This is a genomic window from Mangrovibacter yixingensis (assembly GCF_020523985.1).
Taxonomy (GTDB): domain Bacteria; phylum Pseudomonadota; class Gammaproteobacteria; order Enterobacterales; family Enterobacteriaceae; genus Mangrovibacter; species Mangrovibacter yixingensis.
The window spans coordinates 1-19,391 of sequence record NZ_JAIVKM010000009.1 but is presented as its reverse complement, the minus strand read 5'-3'; the positions used below and the strand labels follow the sequence as shown (position 1 = coordinate 19,391).

General features: G+C 48.9%; 15 protein-coding genes and 1 riboswitch. Of the genes, 10 read left to right on the top strand and 5 right to left on the bottom strand.

What is annotated here, in order from left to right:
- The first annotated feature begins 143 nt into the window (after positions 1-143).
- Positions 144-1,034, top strand: a complete 891-nt coding sequence (gene metF, locus LC084_RS20445) for a methylenetetrahydrofolate reductase (RefSeq protein WP_226573500.1) — start codon at positions 144-146, stop codon at positions 1,032-1,034.
- Between the two features lie 60 nt (positions 1,035-1,094).
- Here metF and LC084_RS20440 read toward each other — a convergent pair whose 3' ends face one another.
- From LC084_RS20440 to argE, 3 genes are all read right to left on the bottom strand, one after another.
- The gene (locus LC084_RS20440) at positions 1,095-2,195 is read right to left on the bottom strand and encodes a glycerol dehydrogenase (RefSeq protein ID WP_226573497.1); all 1,101 of its coding nucleotides are present in this window, start codon (positions 2,193-2,195) and stop codon (positions 1,095-1,097) included.
- 176 nt (positions 2,196-2,371) lie between these two features.
- Positions 2,372-5,023 (bottom strand): phosphoenolpyruvate carboxylase, encoded by a 2,652-nt coding sequence (gene ppc / locus LC084_RS20435; protein WP_226573495.1) that lies wholly within the window; start codon positions 5,021-5,023, stop codon positions 2,372-2,374.
- 302 nt (positions 5,024-5,325) lie between these two features.
- Positions 5,326-6,477: an acetylornithine deacetylase gene (gene argE, locus LC084_RS20430; RefSeq protein WP_226573493.1), complete on the bottom strand. Its 1,152-nt coding sequence runs from the start codon at positions 6,475-6,477 to the stop codon at positions 5,326-5,328.
- Positions 6,478-6,668: 191 nt separating this feature from the next.
- Here argE and argC point away from each other — a divergent pair, with 191 nt between their 5' ends.
- The 5 genes from argC to oxyR all read left to right on the top strand — a co-directional run bounded on the left by argC (position 6,669) and on the right by oxyR (position 12,420).
- The gene (gene argC, locus LC084_RS20425; RefSeq protein ID WP_226573491.1) at positions 6,669-7,673 is read left to right on the top strand and encodes an N-acetyl-gamma-glutamyl-phosphate reductase; all 1,005 of its coding nucleotides are present in this window, start codon (positions 6,669-6,671) and stop codon (positions 7,671-7,673) included.
- Between the two features lie 14 nt (positions 7,674-7,687).
- A complete protein-coding gene (gene argB, locus LC084_RS20420) occupies positions 7,688-8,464 on the top strand; it encodes an acetylglutamate kinase (RefSeq protein WP_226573488.1) in 777 nt (258 codons plus the stop codon).
- A gap of 70 nt (positions 8,465-8,534) precedes the next feature.
- Positions 8,535-9,752 carry an argininosuccinate synthase gene (locus LC084_RS20415; RefSeq protein ID WP_226573485.1) on the top strand — a complete coding sequence of 406 codons (1,218 nt, stop codon included), beginning with the start codon at positions 8,535-8,537 and terminating at the stop codon, positions 9,750-9,752.
- Between the two features lie 86 nt (positions 9,753-9,838).
- Positions 9,839-11,212, top strand: a complete 1,374-nt coding sequence (argH, locus tag LC084_RS20410; RefSeq protein ID WP_226573483.1) for an argininosuccinate lyase — start codon at positions 9,839-9,841, stop codon at positions 11,210-11,212.
- A 290-nt stretch (positions 11,213-11,502) separates the two neighbouring features.
- Positions 11,503-12,420 carry a DNA-binding transcriptional regulator OxyR gene (gene oxyR, locus LC084_RS20405; RefSeq protein ID WP_036115876.1) on the top strand — a complete coding sequence of 306 codons (918 nt, stop codon included), beginning with the start codon at positions 11,503-11,505 and terminating at the stop codon, positions 12,418-12,420.
- Here the strand turns inward: oxyR and sthA are convergent.
- Positions 12,403-13,803 carry a Si-specific NAD(P)(+) transhydrogenase gene (sthA, locus tag LC084_RS20400; protein WP_226573481.1) on the bottom strand — a complete coding sequence of 467 codons (1,401 nt, stop codon included), beginning with the start codon at positions 13,801-13,803 and terminating at the stop codon, positions 12,403-12,405. The two genes, oxyR and sthA, sit on opposite strands and share 18 nt — an antisense overlap.
- Positions 13,804-13,997: 194 nt before the next feature.
- Between sthA and fabR the strand changes: the two genes are divergently transcribed.
- Positions 13,998-14,636, top strand: coding sequence for an HTH-type transcriptional repressor FabR (fabR, locus tag LC084_RS20395; protein ID WP_064596107.1), 639 nt, complete (start codon positions 13,998-14,000; stop codon positions 14,634-14,636).
- A gap of 10 nt (positions 14,637-14,646) precedes the next feature.
- Positions 14,647-15,000 (top strand): YijD family membrane protein, encoded by a 354-nt coding sequence (locus LC084_RS20390; RefSeq protein ID WP_226573479.1) that lies wholly within the window; start codon positions 14,647-14,649, stop codon positions 14,998-15,000.
- Between the two features lie 62 nt (positions 15,001-15,062).
- Here the strand turns inward: LC084_RS20390 and trmA are convergent, their stop codons facing one another.
- Entirely contained in the window at positions 15,063-16,163 is a 1,101-nt protein-coding gene (gene trmA / locus LC084_RS20385) for a tRNA (uridine(54)-C5)-methyltransferase TrmA (protein WP_226573478.1), read from the bottom strand.
- A 115-nt stretch (positions 16,164-16,278) separates the two neighbouring features.
- Positions 16,279-16,482, top strand: a riboswitch (cobalamin riboswitch).
- A gap of 69 nt (positions 16,483-16,551) precedes the next feature.
- Between trmA and btuB the strand changes: the two genes are divergently transcribed.
- Together btuB and murI are read left to right on the top strand one after the other, a co-directional pair.
- Entirely contained in the window at positions 16,552-18,390 is a 1,839-nt protein-coding gene (gene btuB, locus LC084_RS20380) for a TonB-dependent vitamin B12 receptor BtuB (protein ID WP_226573717.1), read from the top strand.
- Entirely contained in the window at positions 18,335-19,201 is an 867-nt protein-coding gene (gene murI, locus LC084_RS20375; protein ID WP_226573476.1) for a glutamate racemase, read from the top strand. The genes btuB and murI overlap by 56 nt, the downstream gene beginning before the upstream one ends.
- Positions 19,202-19,391: the final 190 nt, after the last annotated feature.

The following is a 19,391-nucleotide window of genomic DNA, read 5'->3' as shown; positions in this document are numbered from 1 at the left end:
TTCACGTTGGCTGATAATTATTCCTGCCACACAACAATTTTTCAGTTGACGAGGCGAGTCTTTTCCTTCATTTTTACATCTGGACGTCTAAACGTATAGATGTAAAAAATAACAGAACAGCGATAAGAGTGATGAGGTAAGGTATGAGTTTCTTTCACGCCAACCAGCGAGATGCTTTGAATCAGAGCCTGGCTGAGGTTCAAGGGCATATTAATGTCTCGTTTGAGTTTTTCCCGCCACGAACCAGTGAAATGGAGCAGACGCTCTGGAACTCTATCGACCGGCTCAGTAGCCTGCGCCCTAAATTTGTCTCTGTCACTTACGGTGCAAACTCTGGTGAGCGTGACCGTACTCACAGTATCATTAAAGATATTAAAGAGCGTACAGGGCTGGTGGCAGCACCTCATTTGACATGTATTGATGCTACCCGCGACGAACTCAAATCTATTGCTCAGGATTACTGGGATAACGGGATTCGCCAGATTGTCGCGCTGCGTGGTGATCTACCACCTGGCAGCGGTAAACCCGAAATTTATGCTGCTGACTTGGTGGCGTTACTGAAAGAAGTTGCAGATTTTGATATCTCTGTTGCTGCTTATCCGGAAGTTCACCCGGAAGCAAAAAGCGCCCAGGCAGACTTAATTAACCTGAAACGGAAAATTGATGCTGGTGCGAACCGGGCAATTACCCAGTTTTTCTTCGATGTGGAAAACTACCTGCGTTTTCGTGACCGCTGTGCGGCTGCAGGGATTGATGTTGAAATTGTGCCCGGCATTTTGCCTGTCAGTAACTATAAACAACTACAGAAATTTGCTGCGATGACCAATGTCCGTGTCCCACAATGGATGGCGACGATGTTTGATGGGCTGGATGATGATCCTGAAACCCGTAAACTGGTAGGTGCCAGCATTGCGATGGATATGGTGAAGATTTTAAGCAAGGAAGGTGTGAAAGATTTCCATTTCTATACGCTGAACCGGGCTGAAATGAGTTACGCTATTTGCCACACACTGGGTGTACGCCCGGCCATTTAACCTTTCTCCTTCTCGCATTGTGCCAGGTGGCGAGTTAGCCCCCTGGCTGAATACCCACGGCTATGATGAAGCGAGTGCTTTGCGGCCGAATTCATCTGCCAGTAAGATAGCATCGTAAACCTGCTGTGCTGTTATCTTGCACGGCATATTGTGCATTGGGTTGTCTGGTTGGCAACTGGCCTGGGCAACCTGAAGAACTTTTTCCTCCACTCCCTGAGTAATACCTAATTCATCTAAGGTGACAGGCAAGCCAGCCTGGCGGCATAGATTAAGTACCCTATCCTGTTCCTCTTGCGACGCATCTTCAAGTATCAACTGAACCCGTGTACCAAAAGCGACTTTTTCACCATGCAGCGTTTTTTGCGTGTCTGGCAAGGTTGTTAACCCATTATGGATGGCATGTGCCGCTGCCAACCCTCCACTTTCAAACCCAATGCCACTCAGATAAATATTGGCCTCAATAACATGCTCCAGTGCAGTATTAACGCTACGCTGTTGCACGGCAGCTATTGCACTGGAACCATATTCAAGGAGCGTGTGGTAACACAGTTCAGCAAGCGCCAGAGCTGCTCTGCCAGGCAAACCGCCGGCACTGGTCTTTGCCCCACTTTTTGCACATGCACGGGCTTCAAACCAGGTGGATAAGGCATCGCCAATGCCTGCAGCCAGTAACCGTGGTGGCGCTCCGGCAATAATTGCACTGTCAACCAGCACCAGGTCTGGGTTATGGGGTAATGGTAGGTAGCGGTCGAGAGAACCATCTTCGCAGTAGATAACAGACAGCGCACTACAAGGGGCATCACTGGATGCCACCGTTGGTGCGATGACCATAGGGATTTTCATCAGGCAGGCTACAGCTTTTGCCGTGTCTAGCGTCTTTCCACCACCAATCCCCAGGATTGCATCGCAATCTGCTCTTTGTGCCAGTATGCACAACTGGTCAATTTCAGCTTGTGAGCACTGACCACCAAAGAGTGCAAATTCCACATCAATTTGATGCTCTTCACAGGTTTGGCGCAGTTTCTCTTCCACCAAATCAGCAACAAAGCTGTCTGCAAGCACCAAAAAGTGTTGCCCAAGTGGTTTGAGGTAGTGCCCTGCACGGCTCAGAACGTGCTGGCCCTGAATATATTTACCGGGTGATGCCGTAATACTGTCCATGAGAAACCTCCAGCGGTAAGTGCGATGGGAGTGTGTTGATGGGAGTTTACTGCGACAAAAACACGAAAATATTGCGCTGAAGATGGTAAAACGCAGGAATAAAAAACCCGGAAGTATGCTTCCGGGTTTCAGTTTTACTTGCCAGCGCAAAGCTGAATGGTTATGTATTTAACCCGTTAGCCAGTGTTACGCATACCGGCGGCAACCCCGGCTATTGTTACCATTAGTGCCTGCTCAATACGCGGGTCTGGCTCACTGCCTTCGGCATCGGCCTGGCGTGAGCGGTGCAGCAACTCAGCCTGCAGAACATTCAGTGGGTCGGTGTAGATATTACGCAGAGTGATAGATTCCGCAATCCACGGCAGGTCAGCCATCAGATGTGAATCGTTGGCAATCGCCAGCACGAGTTTGATATCAGCTTCCAACTGTTTGCGCAGCTCCTGGCCCAGAGGCCAGAGTTCTGGTTTTACCAAACGCTGATCGTAATATTCTGCCAGCCACAGGTCAGCTTTCGCAAAGACCATTTCCAGCATACCAAGGCGTGTGGAGAAGAACGGCCAGTCACGGCACATGCTTTCTAACTGGTCTTGCTTACCATCATCGACAATTTTCTGCAGCGCAGCGCCTGCGCCTAACCATGCTGGTAGCATTAGCCGGTTTTGCGTCCAGGCGAAAATCCACGGAATGGCGCGCAGGGATTCCACACCACCATTCGGGCGGCGTTTGGCCGGGCGTGAACCCAGTGGCAATTTCCCCAGTTCCAGCTCAGGTGTTGCAGAACGGAAATACGGAACAAAATCTTTGTTCTCACGCACATATCCCCGATACATATTGCAGGAAAGCACAGACAGTTCGTCCATAATGCTGCGCCAGCTCGCTTTCGGTTCGGGTGGTGGCAACAGGTTAGCTTCAAGAATCGCCCCAGTGTAGAGCGACAGGCTGCTGATAGTGACTTCAGGCACGCCATATTTGAAGCGAATCATTTCGCCCTGTTCGGTAACGCGCAGGCCGCCTTTCAGGCTACCTGGTGGTTGAGACAGCAAAGCTGCATGAGCTGGTGCGCCACCACGGCCAATTGAACCACCACGGCCATGGAACAGTGTTAATGCAATACCTGCTTTTTCACAGGTTTTAATCAGGGCATCTTGTGCCTGATACTGTGCCCATGAAGCAGCCATTACACCGGCATCTTTGGCGGAGTCGGAATAACCAATCATCACCATTTGTTTGCCCTGAATAAACCCGCGATACCAGTCAATATTCAGTAACTGAGTCATCACGTCGTTGGCGTTATTCAGGTCATCGAGCGTTTCAAACAGTGGGGCAACGGGCAGAGCGAATTCGATACCGGCTTCTTTCAACAGCAAATGCACAGCCAGTACGTCAGACGGGGTTTTCGCCATAGAAATAACATAAGCGGCGATAGAACCGCGCGGTGCTTCGGCAATGACTTTGCAGGTTTCCAGCACTTCGCGCGTGTCTTCACTTGGTTGCCACTGGCGAGGCAGCAACGGGCGTTTGGAATTCAGTTCGCGAATTAAGAATGCCTGTTTGTCTGCTTCTGACCAGCTTTCATAGTCACCAAGGCCCAGATAACGAGTGATTTCACCCATTGCATCGGAATGGCGTGTACTTTCCTGACGAATATCGATACGAACCAGCGGTACACCGAAGCATTTGATGCGGCGCAGCGTGTCCAGCAACTCACCATTAGCAATAATACCCATGCCACAAGCGTGCAGTGACTGGTAGCAGGCATACAACGGATCCCACAATTGTTCGTTTTGCGTCAGCAAGCCTTGTGGGCGCGGCAATTTCTGGCCTTTCAGCCGGGCTTCAAGCCAGGTCTGGGTTGCCATTAACTGGCTGCGTAACCCTTTAAGGATATGGCGATAAGGTTCTTCGCTATGTTCATCACCGGCCAGTTTAAGCAGTTCAGGTGTGGCATCTGCCATTGAAAGCTCAGAGATAAGCACTTGTACATCTTTCAGGAACAGATCAGTAGCCTTCCAGCGGCTGAGCAATAAAACATGGCGAGTAATGTCGGCGGTAACGTTTGGGTTGCCATCGCGGTCGCCACCCATCCACGAAGTGAAGCGTACCGGAACGAAATCAACAGGTAACTTGTAGTTAAGATGCTCTTCCAACTGTTCATTCAGTTCACGCAAATAGCCAGGCACGCCATCCCACAAGCTGTTTTCAACAACAGCAAAGCCCCATTTAGCTTCATCAACCGGGGACGGGCGGTGTTTACGAATTTCATCGGTATGCCATGACTGGGCAATCAGCTGGCGCAGACGGCGCATTATCTGATTACGTTCATATTCCGGAATATCACTGTGATCCAGTTGTTTAAGACAATTATTCACTTCCACCATTTTATGAATAAGTGTCCGGCGAGTAATTTCTGTCGGGTGCGCGGTTAATACTAATTCCAGTGACAGAGATTCTAATGATTCTTTTATCGCAGCTTCAGTTAAATTGGGTTGTGCTTTTAGCTTTTTAATTGTTTTTGCAATAATTTCAGGGCTATTCGCTGATTCACCATTGGCTGAAATGCTGTGAAATTGCTCTGCTGTGTTGGCAAGGTTCAGAAACTGACTAAAGGCGCGTGCTACTGGAAGTAGTTCATCTTTAGACAGGTTCTGTAAAGTATTCAGTAACTCCTGCCGATTTGCGTCGTTGCCAGCGCGGGAAGACTTCGACAATTTACGGATTGTTTCTACACGATCAAGAATGTGTTCTCCCAAAACATCCTTGATGGTATCCCCGAGCAATTTGCCGAGCATACTGACATTACTTCGCAAAGCGGAATATTGTTCGTTCATATGACCCCAGACACCCCATCTAAATGCAATTGATTTTCACCCTGGCGGGTTAAACACCGCCTTTTATAAAGCCACGTTAGTTCCCATTCGTCAATTGCTGCGAAATCGCTTCAGCAAACACGTAAAATTCGTGAATTTATGAAATTTAATATTGCTAGCCCTCAATAAGTAATTCTTATGGGATTGCACCGATTTCCAGCATATTTGCGCGGAAATACCGATTAATTACGCTTGAAAATGTTAAATGTTACTTATTCACTCTTTTGCCTGGTACAAAAGAGTGAATTGGTCTTACCACTTATTTAATGCCAACAAAAGTGATGGATAACCTGGGTTATCAGCTTCTGAGTTGGTTTGATAAATCGGGTTTCCAGATATTCGTCTGGCTGATGTGCCTGATTAATGGAACCAGGGCCGAGTACCAGAGTAGGGCACAATGTTTGGATAAACGGTGCCTCGGTACAGTAGTTAACGACTTCTGTTGGTGTGTTAAGCAGTTTTTCCACTACTTCGACCAGTTCATGGTTCACCGGGCATTCGTAACCGGGAATCGGTGGATGTAGTTCGGAAATATCCAGACGGCCAGGCCACAGGTTGCTGACTGGTGATAATGCTTCTTGCAGCAGACCATTTAAATCATCCAGCGTCATGCCGGGTAATGGGCGTATATCCATATGTAATTCACAGCAGGCACAAATACGGTTGGATGCATCACCACCGTGAATATGCCCCAGGTTGAGTGTTGGATAAGGAATGGTGAATGCGTCATGGTGAAAACGGGATTTCAAGTCATCTCGCAAGGCCATGATATGGCCAATTGCATCGTGCATCAGCTCTATAGCGTTAATGCCTCTTGCGGGATCACTGGAGTGCCCTGACTGCCCGGTGATGCGGATGGCACTGGACATATGCCCTTTGTGTGCACGAACGGGTTGTAACGAAGTCGGTTCGCCAATAATCGCGCAGTCCGGGCGGATTTGTGCAGTTTCTGCAAAATAGCGTGCGCCAGCCATGGATGTTTCTTCATCGGCGGTCGCCAAAATGTAGAGCGGTTTGGTCAGGCGGGCAACATCGATATCGCGCAATGCGTCGAGAATAAAGGCGAAAAAGCCTTTCATATCTGCAGTACCCAGCCCGTAAAGTTTATTATCGTGTTCAGTTAATGAAAACGGGTCACGAGTCCAGCGGCCATTATCAAATGGCACGGTGTCAGTATGCCCTGCCAGCAACAGCCCTCCAGCTCCCTGGCCGATCCGAGCAAGCATATTAAACTTATTGCGAGTGCCTGGTACGGGCTGCACTTCAACCTGAAATCCGAGGTCGCCAAACCAGCCAGCGAGCAAATTGATTAAAGAAGCATTACTTTGATCCAGTGAACTTTCGGTTGCACTGATGGACGGCGTTGCTATCAACGCTCGATATATCTCGATAAAAGGCGGTAATTTCATCTTCACTGTTGACATGTCCTGGGTCACAATAGTATAGATAATCATGCAAAATTAATGAATAAAAATACATTAACATTGCTCAAAAATGAATCTTTTCTTGCTCTGCTGTTGCAGCGCACAGAGTAAACCAGTAATACGCGGTTCCGGCAGAGTCCGAAGCCAGGTTAAAAATGACGGAAAGAAGGTATACAACCCCAATGTTGAATACGCTGATTGTAGGTGCCAGCGGTTATACCGGCGCAGAGCTTGCTTCCTATGTGAATCGCCATCCTCATATGAACATAACCGCATTGACAGTCTCTGCGCAAAGTTCAGATGCAGGAAAATTACTTTCAAGTCTCCACCCTCAACTGAAAGGGATTGTGGATTTGCCGCTTCAACCTATGTCTGATATTAGCGAATTTACGCAGGGTGTTGATGTCGTTTTCCTCGCAACGGCTCATGAAGTAAGCCATGACCTGGCTCCGCAGTTTCTTGCTGCTGGTTGTGTCGTGTTTGATTTATCCGGTGCATACCGGGTTAATAATGCTGAGTTTTATACTCAGTATTACGGTTTTACTCATCAGCACCCAGATTTGCTCGACAGCGCCGTTTATGGCCTGGCCGAGTGGCAGGCAGACAAAATCAAGCAAGCTGATTTAATTGCTGTTCCGGGCTGTTACCCAACAGCTGCACAACTGGCATTGAAACCGTTGATTGACAATGGTCTGCTGGATCTTACTCAGTGGCCGGTTATCAATGCTACCAGTGGTGTGAGTGGTGCAGGGCGTAAAGCGTCACTCTCTAACAGTTTCTGCGAAGTCAGCCTGCAGCCTTATGGCGTTTTCACTCACCGCCATCAGCCTGAAATCGCATCACATCTTGGCGCTGACGTTATTTTCACCCCGCATCTGGGGAACTTCCCGCGCGGTATTTTGGAAACTATCACGTGCCGTTTGCATGATGGTGTTACTCAGCAACAAATAGCGGCAGTGTACCAACAGGCTTATGGTGATAAACCTTTGGTTCGTCTGTATGAGAAAGGTATGCCCGCACTGAAAAATGTTGTTGGGTCACCATTCTGCGATATCGGTTTTGCCGTGCAGGGGCAGCATCTTATTGTTGTCTCTACGGAAGATAACCTGCTTAAAGGTGCTGCTGCACAGGCGATGCAGTGTGCAAATATTCGGTTCGGTTTTACAGAGACTCAGGCTCTTATTTAAAGCAATCAGGTGAGATGATGAATCCATTAATTATTAAGTTAGGCGGTGTTCTGCTGGATAGTGAAGAAGCTCTGGAACGCTTGTTTGCTGCACTGGTTACTTACCGTGAGTCTCACCAGCGCCCTCTGGTTATCGTCCATGGTGGCGGGTGTCTGGTTGATGAATTAATGAAGAAACTAGCCCTGCCCGTACAGAAAAGAAATGGTCTGCGGGTTACGCCGGCGGACCAGATTGACATTATCACCGGGGCACTGGCTGGTACGGCAAATAAAACATTGCTGGCCTGGGCTCAAAAACACCATATTGATGCTGTAGGGCTGTGCCTTGCAGATGGCGGCAGCGTGATAGTTACTCAGCTGGATGAATCCCTGGGCCATGTTGGTCTGGCAAAATCGGGCTCTGATCGTTTGCTGAAATCACTGTTAGCGGGCGGATTCCTCCCAGTGGTCAGTTCTATTGGCATAACTGAAGATGGTTTGCTGATGAATGTGAATGCAGACCAGGCTGCCACAGCTCTGGCAGAAACTCTTGGTGCCGATTTAATCTTGTTGTCAGATGTGAGTGGTATCCTGGATGGTAAAGGCCAGCGTATTGCCGAAATGACAGCGGACAAAGCCGAGCAATTGATTGCTCAGGGCATCATTACCGATGGGATGATTGTGAAAGTTAATGCCGCACTGGATGCTGCGCGTACGCTTGGGCGCCCGGTAGATATCGCCTCATGGCGCCATGCGGAGCAATTGCCCTCGCTATTCAACGGTGTTGCGATTGGTACCCGTATCATTGCGTAACGCACTACACGTTTAACGACTCCATATGGTCTGCAGGGTCAGGCCTAATGCGCTCTTGAAGGAAAAGAAAATGCAAAATCACGGCATCAAAAAAGTTGTTCTCGCCTATTCCGGTGGTCTGGATACCTCCGCCATCATTCCCTGGCTGAAAGAAAACTATCAGGGCTGCGAAGTTGTCGCCTGCGTAGTGGATATTGGGCAGGATCGTGATGATCTGAAAGGGGTGGAACAAAAAGCGCTGCGTTCCGGAGCGATTGAATGCCACGTTGTGGATCTGCGTGAAGAATTTATTCGTGATTATGTTTATCCGGTACTGCAAACCGGTGCACTGTACGAAGGCAGCTACCTGCTGGGTACCTCCATGGCTCGTCCGCTGATTGCTAAAGCGCTGGTGGATGTGGCGAAAAAAGTGGGTGCGGATGCCCTGGCTCACGGCGCAACGGGTAAAGGTAATGACCAGGTTCGTTTCGAATCTGCCTGGGCTGCTCTGGCACCTGGACTCAAAGTAATTGCTCCATGGCGTGAATGGGACCTGCGTTCCCGTGAAGCATTGCTGGCATACCTGAAAGAACGCGATATTCCAACTACCGCTTCTCTGGAAAAAATTTACAGCCGTGACGAAAACGCATGGCATATTTCTACTGAAGGTGGCGTGCTGGAAAGCCCGTGGAATGCCCCGAACAAAGATTGCTGGGTATGGACCGTTGACCCGAAAGAAGCGCCAGATGCTGCTGAACAAGTCACTATTACTGTTGAGCACGGTAAAGTGGTTGCCGTGAACGGTGAAGCGATGAGCCCGTTCAAATGCCTGGAAGCACTGAATGTACTGGGTTCCAAACATGGTGTTGGCCGTGTTGATATCGTAGAAAACCGCCTGGTGGGTATTAAATCCCGTGGTTGCTACGAAACCCCAGGGGGCACCATTATGATGGCTGCATTACGTGCTGTTGAGCAGCTGGTTCTGGACCGTGACAGCTTCAAATGGCGTGAGCAGGTTGGTCTGGAAATGTCCTACGTAGTTTACGATGGCCGTTGGTTTGCACCGCTGCGCCAGTCTTTGCAGGCTGCTGCGGAATCTCTGGCCGGTGAAGTGAATGGCGAAGTAGTACTGGAGCTGTATAAAGGCCGGGTAACCGCTATTCAGAAAAAATCACCAAACAGCCTGTACAACGAAGAGTTCGCGACTTTTGGTGAAGATGAAGTTTACGACCACAGCCATGCGGGCGGCTTCATTCGTTTGTTCTCCCTGTCTTCACGTATTCGTGCGCTGAACGAACAGAAGAAATAAGTTTTTAGTTTTATCCCCCATGTTGCGCAGACACGGGCAATATGGGGGCCTTTTTTAAACAGGATTCATGTATTACGGAGCGGATTATGGCACTTTGGGGCGGGCGTTTTACTCAGGCAGCGGATCAACGGTTTAAGCAGTTTAACGACTCATTACGCTTTGATTATCGACTGGCTGAGCAGGATATTGTGGGTTCTGTCGCCTGGTCTAAAGCATTGGTTACTGTTGGTGTATTGACTGCTGATGAACAACAACAACTGGAGGCCGCACTCAACGTTCTGCTGGAAGAAGTCCAGGCTTCTCCGGAAGCGATCCTGACCAGTGATGCTGAAGATATTCACAGCTGGGTGGAAAGTAAGCTTATCGAGAAAGTGGGCCAGCTAGGTAAAAAGCTTCACACCGGGCGGAGCCGTAATGACCAGGTCGCAACCGATTTAAAACTTTGGTGTAAATCTCAGATTACTTATCTGCTCAGTGCCAGCCGTGAGCTGCAAAAAGCGTTGGTAGAAACGGCCGAAGCTAATCAGGATGCCGTTATGCCGGGCTATACCCATTTGCAACGCGCACAGCCTGTTACGTTTGCCCACTGGTGCCTGGCTTATGTTGAAATGCTGGCGCGTGATGAAAGCCGCCTGCAGGATGCATTGAAGCGCCTTGACGTTAGCCCGCTGGGATGTGGTGCACTGGCCGGTACTGCTTATGAGATTGATCGCGAGCAACTGGCCGGGTGGCTTGGCTTTGCCAGTGCGACACGCAACAGTCTCGACAGCGTGTCCGACCGTGATCATGTGCTGGAGCTGCTATCTGGCGCATCTATTGGCATGGTGCATTTGTCGCGCTTCGCTGAAGACCTTATCTTCTTTAATACTGGCGAAGCGGGTTTTGTTGAGCTTTCTGACCGTGTTACTTCCGGTTCATCATTGATGCCTCAGAAAAAGAACCCGGATGCATTGGAACTGATTCGTGGTAAGTGCGGTCGTGTTCAGGGTGCATTAACCGGTATGATGATGACCCTGAAGGGGTTACCGCTGGCCTACAACAAAGACATGCAGGAAGATAAAGAAGGCCTGTTTGATGCACTGGATACCTGGCTGGATTGCCTGCATATGGCGGCGCTGGTACTGGATGGCATTCAGGTGAAACGCCCGCGTTGCCAGGAAGCAGCAGAGCAGGGTTATGCGAATGCGACAGAGTTGGCTGATTACCTGGTTGCGAAAGGTGTGCCATTCCGTGAAGCTCACCACATTGTAGGTGAAGCGGTGGTTGAAGCCATTCGCCAGGGCAAAGCGCTGGAAGCCTTACCACTGGTGGAGTTGCAAAAATTTAGTGCCAGTATTGGTGAGGATGTCTACCCCATTTTATCTCTGCAATCTTGCCTGGATAAACGTGCAGCCAAAGGCGGTGTTTCTCCCGTACAGGTTACACAGGCCATCGCAGAAGCGAAGCAGCGCTTAGTTTAATCTTTGTTTGCTCCTTTTAGTGCCCGGCTTCGGTCGGGCTTTTTTGTGCCCCGAACCAGACCAGGAACCAGTGTGTTAAACAAGCAAAAAAAGCGGACATTACTGTCCGCTAAACGTTCACGTTGGCTTTTTCATGTCAGAGAGAATCTCTGGTCGCAGCAATAAGTGAGGGTCATTTCACATGCTTTGCTGCTGTGAGAGGCATTATGGCAAAAGATGCTTGATAGGGATAATCGCTGATTGCTATTCTATCTATCGCCAAGGGCTATCGTGGCCCCGGAGGGAGATGAATGAACATTCGTGATCTGGAATATCTAGTCGCGTTAGCCGAACACCGCCATTTTCGTCGTGCTGCCGATGCCTGTCATGTCAGCCAGCCTACGTTAAGTGGACAAATTCGTAAGCTGGAAGATGAACTGGGCGTTATGTTGCTGGAGCGTACCAGCCGTAAGGTTCTGTTCACTCAGGCTGGTCTGTTGCTGGTGGACCAGGCGCGTACGGTATTGCGTGAAGTAAAAGTACTCAAGGAAATGGCAAGTCAGCAAGGAGAGACAATGTCAGGGCCACTGCATATTGGCCTGATACCCACAGTTGGGCCATATCTCCTGCCCCACATCATTCCTGCACTGCACCAGGCTTTTCCAAAGCTGGAAATGTACCTGCATGAAGCCCAAACCCATCAGTTGCTTGCGCAACTTGATAGTGGAAAGCTGGACTGCGCTATCCTTGCTTTAGTGAAGGAAAGTGAAGCCTTTATTGAAGTTCCGTTGTTTGATGAACCTATGTTGCTGGCCATTTATGAAGGGCATCCATGGGCTGATCGTGACCGTGTGCCGATGTCTGATTTGTCTGGCGAGAAGTTGCTGATGCTGGAAGATGGGCATTGCCTGCGTGACCAGGCGATGGGCTTCTGTTTTGAAGCGGGCGCCGATGAAGATACCCATTTTCGGGCAACCAGCCTTGAAACCCTGCGTAATATGGTTGCGGCTGGCAGTGGGATTACATTGCTGCCCGCCCTTGCGGTTCCTCATGAAAAACGCCGTGATGGTGTGGTTTATTTGCCGTGTTATAAACCAGAACCCCGCAGAACCATTGGTCTGGTTTATCGCCCTGGCTCACCACTTCGCAGCCGCTATGAACAGCTGGCGGAAGCCATCCGTAAACAGATGGCAGGCCATTTCGACAGTGCGTTAAAACAGGCGGTTTAGGCCGTTCAGCGCAGCTACCCGGTAAGCTTCTGCCATTGTCGGGTAGTTAAAGGTGGTGTTAACGAAATATTCAATCGTATTACCACCACCTTTCTGTTCCATGATTGCCTGGCCGATATGAATAATCTCCGCCGCGCGCTCCCCAAAACAGTGGATCCCCAGGATTTCTTTCGTTTCACGGTGGAAGAGAATTTTCAGGGTGCCAACATTCATGCCGACAATTTGCGCACGAGCCAGGTGTTTAAACTGTGCCCGTCCCACTTCGTACGGCACTTTCATTGCAGTCAGTTGTTGCTCTGTTTTGCCCACAGAACTAATTTCTGGAATGGTATAAATACCTGTTGGAATATCTTCAACCAGATGTGCGGAGGCTTCGCCTTTTATAATGGCCTGGGCCGCGATACGCCCTTGGTCATAGGCCGCCGAAGCAAGGCTTGGGTAACCAATCACATCGCCCACTGCGTAAATATGGGGCTGTGCGGTTTGGTACATACTGTTTACCTTTAGCAATCCTCTACTGTCCGCTTCTAACCCAACATTTTCGATAGCCAGTGAATCTGTGTTGCCTGTACGACCATTGGCATACAGAAGACAATCGGCTTTGACTTTTTTACCTGATTTAAGGTGGACAATCACACCATCATCAACACCTTCAATTCGCTCGTACTCTTCGTTGTGGCGAATAACAACGCCGCTATTCCAGAAGTGGTAAGAAAGCGAATCTGACATCTCCTGATCCAGAAATGCCAGCAACCTGTCACGGGTGTTGATCAGGTCAACTTTGACATTCATTCCCCGGAAGATTGAGGCATATTCACAACCAATCACGCCCGCGCCATAAATAATGACGTGCTTTGGCTCATGGTGCAGATTGAGGATGGAGTCACTGTCGTAGATGCGTGGATGGGAGAAATCGACATCTTGTGGGCGATAAGGCCGGGAACCACAGGCAATAACAAATTTTTCCGTTGTTATCTGCTCGATTGTACCGTCATGATATTCAAGCTCAAGTGTATGCTCATCGACAAACGACGCATTGCCCTGGTGAATTTCACAGTGGTTACGTTCGTAGAACCCCTGGCGCATGCTGGTTTGTTGGCTAATAACATTCTCGGTGTGGTTCAGAATATCGGCGAAGGAGGAACGCAGGAGTCGGGAGTGGTCGCTATAAAGTGGGTTTTGGTTGAATTCAATAATACGGCTGACTGCATGACGGAGCGCTTTCGACGGGATGGTTCCCCAGTGGGTACATCCACCGCCGACGTTATGATATCGCTCAACGACGGCGACTCTGGCCCCTTGTTTCACCAGACCCATTGCAGCACCTTCGCCGCCAGGACCGGACCCAATTACTATTACGTCATAATCGTAGGAATTTGGCATGGTAAGGCTTACCTGTTTTTATACATTAGAGCAACATGATAGTAACATTGGTGGGGCAATAACCCAATATAGATTGGGTGAATTTTATTCTGACGTAATATTGCCCACATAAACAATCAGTCACAATCCTGGACAAGTCAGTTGGTTCGATTCTCTGGTATAGTGCCAAAAGGAGTGGAAGGATTCAGGCGACCATGATGGGTGTAAGAGCGCAACAAAAAGAACGTACTCGCCGTTCGTTAATCGAAGCTGCATTCAGCCAGTTGAGTGCTGAGCGTAGTTTTGCAAGCCTGAGCTTACGTGAAGTTGCACGTGAAGCTGGTATTGCGCCCACGTCTTTTTATCGGCATTTTCGTGATGTTGATGAACTGGGGCTGACGATGGTTGACGAGAGTGGCCTTATGCTGCGTCAGTTGATGCGGCAGGCAAGGCAACGTATTGCCCGTGGTGGGAGTGTTATTCGGACATCGGTATCCACCTTTATGGAGTTTATCGGTAATAACCCTAATGCATTTCGCCTTCTGCTTCGCGAACGTTCGGGGACTTCGGCTGCATTCAGGGCAGCAGTTGCCCGCGAGATTCAACATTTTATTGCGGAACTTGCGGATTATTTAGAACTCGAAAATCGTATGCCGCGGTCATTTACAGAGGCACAGGCAGAAGCAATGGTCACGATTGTGTTCAGTGCGGGTGCGGAAGCTCTGGATGTCGATATAGAACAACGGCGGCAGCTTGAAGAACGTCTGGTGTTACAACTGCGTATGATTTCTAAAGGGGCCTACTACTGGTATCGCCGCGAACAAGAAAAGATGGCACAACATTCCGAAGAGTGAAGGACGAGCAATGAAACAATCTGGTCAAGAAAAAGCGACTCTGCTACTGGCGCTCATCGCCGGTTTGTCCATTAATGGCGCGTGTTCGGCGCTGTTTAGTTCAATTGTACCATTTTCCCTGTTTCCCATAATATCTCTGGTGCTGGCTGTGTATTGCCTGAATCAGCGTTACCAAAACCGGACCATGCCTGAAGGGTTGCCGGGTATTGCAGCCGCCTGCTTTATCTTGGGTGTGCTGGTGTACAGCGCTGTAGTGCGTGCTGAATACCCGTCTATTGGTTCCAATTTCCTGCCATCAGTGCTGTCTGTTGTGTTGCTGTTTTGGATTTTTTACAAACTGCGCGCACGTCGCGAAAACAGCTAATAGCCTGTTGCAGATAATAAAAAAGGCGCTGATGCGCCTTTTTTATTGGTGCGTTGATACGCTTATTTTTTGCTGAGCAATACGCCACATTCCATGTGATGGGTATAAGGGAACTGATCAAACAGTGCCAGGCGTGAAATGTGGTGTGTTTTGGAAAGGGTTTGCAGGTTATTACATAAGGTTTCCGGGTTGCAGGAAATATATAAAATTTGCGGGTAAGACTGCACCATATTCAGTGTTTCATCATCTAATCCGCTACGCGGCGGATCGACAAAAATGGTATTGCACTGGTAACTGTGCAAATCAACGCCTTTCAGGCGGTTAAATTCCCGGGCCCCTTGCATTGCCTGGGTAAATTCCTCGGCGGACATGCGGATAATTTGCACATTGTCGATATGGTTAGCTGCAATGTTGTATTGTGCAGCCGCAACCGACGGCTTGGCGATTTCAGTTGCGAGTACGCGGTTGAAGTTACGTGCCAGTGCCAGTGAAAAATTCCCATTACCGCAATAAAGCTCCAGTAAATCCCCGGTTGCACCCTCAGTGACATTCAGTGCCCATTCCAGCATTTGAATGTTCATGGCTGCATTTGGCTGGGTGAAGCTATTTTCCACCTGACGGTAAACCATTGCTTTTCCTGCCACGGGCAAGGTCTCATCAACAAAGTCCTGGTCGAGCATAATTTTCGTTTTTGTTGCCCGGCCAATCAAATGCACATTGAACCCCTGTGCTCGCAAAGTATCTCGCAGTTGCGTTGCTGCTGAACGCCATTCGTCATCCAATGCACGGTGATACAGGAGAGATACAACGGCCTGACCGCTCAGTGTGGATAAGTAGTCCAATTGAAATAACTTTTTGCGCAGCACAGGGTTGGCTCGCACGTTTTCCAGCACGGCAGCCATCAGTGCATTAATCAGCTCGCTGGCTGCTGGAAAACTGTCTACCCGAATGCGCTGGCGAGTCTGTTGGTCGAAAATAATATGGTAAAGATCGTCACCATCGTGCCAGACACGGAATTCGGCCCGCATGCGGTAGTGGCTGACCGGTGAACGAAACACCTCCACATTTGGCGCAGCAAAAGCGGACATCATCGCTTCAAGGCGAGACACTTTTTCAGCCAGTTGAGCGTCATACTGTTCTGTCGGGAGATGTTCGGGTGTCATACTTGCTGTCCTGAATGAGAAATTACGCGGGGGATTGTAGGGAATGGTGGCGTATTGTCCAGCCCCGTTATTATCAAATTCCATTTTCGGAAGTCTGGACATCTATTTAGTACGAATGTAGCATGCATTTTCCGGCCTCCGTGAGTTAAAAGGGAATCCAGTGTAAATCTGGAGCTGACGCGCAGCGGTAATATTTGGTTGGGTGATAGCGTTTATCGCAAACACTGCTTATTTTCTGAATTAAACAGAATTCAGGTGGGAAGTTTTCATCCTGGTAAAACCATTAAGCCCGAAGACCTGCCGGATATACGTCGCAATTGATCACTCATCGCGTGCTATGGAGTGAGCCTGCGGCATCCTTAAGAATCTCCGGATGCTTATTTTAATGATGATAAAAAAACTCTCGCTGCTGACAGCTGCTTCTGTCACGGCTTTTTCTGCCTGGTCGCAAGACAATCAATCCAATACCATGGTCATAACGGCCAGCCGTTTTGAACAGCCAAAGTCAACAGTATTGGCACCCGTTACCGTTGTGACGCACGATGAAATAGAGCACTGGCAAGCAAAATCACTGGTTGATGTTATCCGACGATTGCCGGGCGTTGATGCCACGCAATATGGGGGAATGGGGCAATCATCCTCGCTATTTATTCGTGGTACTAATTCGAGCCATGTATTAATTCTGGTGGACGGTATTCGTCTGAACCAGGCAGGTGTTAGCGGTTCTTCTGATTTAAGCCAGTTTCCTGTTTCGATGGTGCAGCGTATTGAATATATTCGTGGGCCTCGTTCCGCTGTATATGGTTCAGATGCAATTGGTGGTGTGATTAATATCATTACCTCATCGGATAAAGTTGGTACAACGCTATCCGCGGGTATGGGGTCGAATGGTTACCAGAATTACGATATCTCTACTCAACAAAATATTAGTGATAAAACCCGGGTTACATTATTGGGTGATTACACTTATACCAAAGGTTTCGATGTCGTAGCCGCTGGTAATACGGGTGCAGCCGCGCAACCCGACCGCGATGGTTTTATGAGTAAAACCATCTATGGCGCGGTACAACACCAATTTTCTGATGCATGGAGTGGCTTTGTTCGTGGATATGGGTTTAGTAACCGTACCAGCTACGATGGTTATTATACGCCGGGCTATGCACTGGTTGATACTCGTCAGCTTTATAGCCAAACCTGGGATGCCGGTTTGCGCTACAACCAGGATATCTATTCATCACAACTAACCTCCAGTTATAGCCATACAAAGGACTATAACTACGACCCGGCGTATGGTCGTTATGACTCATCGGCCACATTAGATGATGTCCAGCAATATAATATCCAGTGGGCAAACACAGTCGTGGCAGGTAAAGGTAATGTTGGTTTTGGCCTGGACTGGCAGAAGCAAACGACAGAACCTGGGACAGATTACGTAACGGAAGGCTATGAACAACGTAATACAGGTGTTTATGCAACTGCGTTGCAAGCTTTAGGCCCTGTTACGCTCGAAGGTGCAGTGCGTAGTGATGACAGCTCTCAATTTGGTCGCCATGGTACCTGGCAAAGTAGCGCCGCATGGGAATTTATCAGCGGGTATCGGTTTATTGCTTCTTATGGTACGGCATATAAGGCACCAAATCTTGGGCAATTATATGGATACTATGGGAATAGTGACCTCGACCCCGAAACCAGCAAACAATGGGAAGGCGCTTTCGAAGGGCTGACCTCTGGTGTCCAGTGGCGTGTATCCGGTTATCGCAATGAGGTGAAGAATCTCATTGATTACGATGATGCTGCGATGCGTTATTTCAATGTGGGTCGTGCAGATATTAAAGGCATTGAAGCAACAGCTTCGTTTGATACAGGGCCTTTAGAACATACTGTTAGCTACGATTACCTTGATGCGCGCAATGCCCAAACAGGTGAGATTCTTGCCCGGCGAGCAAAACACCAGGTGAAATATCAATTAGACTGGAATGTGTATGACCTGGATTGGGGAGTGACATACCATTATCTGGGCCAGCGTTATGACACGGACTACAGCACATACGAGAAAGTAAAAATGGGCGGTGTAAGTATATGGGATATCGCAGTGTCATATCCTGTCACCTCTCATGTGACTGTTCGTGGTAAAATAGCAAACCTGTTCGATAAAAATTACGAGACAGTTTATGGCTATCATACTGCAGGACGAGAGTACTACTTGTCTGGCAGCTACACCTTCTGATGCGAGGCCCTCCGTCCTGGTTTTTGATTCCGGGGTCGGTGGGTTATCGGTTTATGATGAGATCCGGCATCTTCTACCGGATCTCCATTACATCTACGCTTTCGATAACGTCGCTTTCCCTTACGGTGAAAAAAGTGAAGAATTTGTCGTTGAGCGTGTTGTCAGCATCGTTACTGCCGTTCAGAAACGCACCCCGCTTGCCCTGACTGTTATTGCGTGTAATACCGCAAGTACAGTTTCTCTTCCCGCATTACGCGAAAAATTCACTTTCCCTGTTGTTGGGGTGGTTCCCGCTATTAAGCCTGCTGCTCGCCTGACCGCAAACGGCATTGTGGGCTTACTGGCAACCCGTGGTACTGTCCGTCGTGCGTATACGCGGGAACTGATTGAGCGTTTTGCTCATGAATGCCGTATTGAAATGTTGGGATCTGCAGAATTGGTTGAGCTGGCTGAACATAAATTACATGGTCAGCCTGTACCACTCGATGAACTGCGACATATCTTGCGCCCGTGGTTAAAAATGGCGGAGCCGCCAGACACCGTTGTGCTCGGGTGTACGCATTTTCCCTTGCTACAAGAAGAACTGGCCCAGGTATTACCGGAAGGCACGCGTTTAATTGATTCTGGGGCAGCTATCGCAAGAAGAACTGCGTGGTTATTGGAACATGAAGCGCCAGATGCAAAATCAACGGATGAGAATATTGCGTACTGTATGGCACTCACACCTGAAACTGCTTGTTTAATGCCCGTTTTATCGCGTTATGGGTTCCAAAAGCTTGAAGTTCTGCCGCTTTTATCTCCAATTGAGTAAAAAAACAACGGTTGATAAAGTTTTTGCAAAACAGGGCTTGCCAGCTTCAGATTAGGCCCTATAATGCGCCTCCACTGACACGGCACAACGGCAAACAAACCGGCCTGTCAGGCAAAGTTAAGTGAAAATAAATGCTTGACTCTGCAGCGGGAAAGCGTAATATACGCAGCCCGCGCCACCCGGAAATACG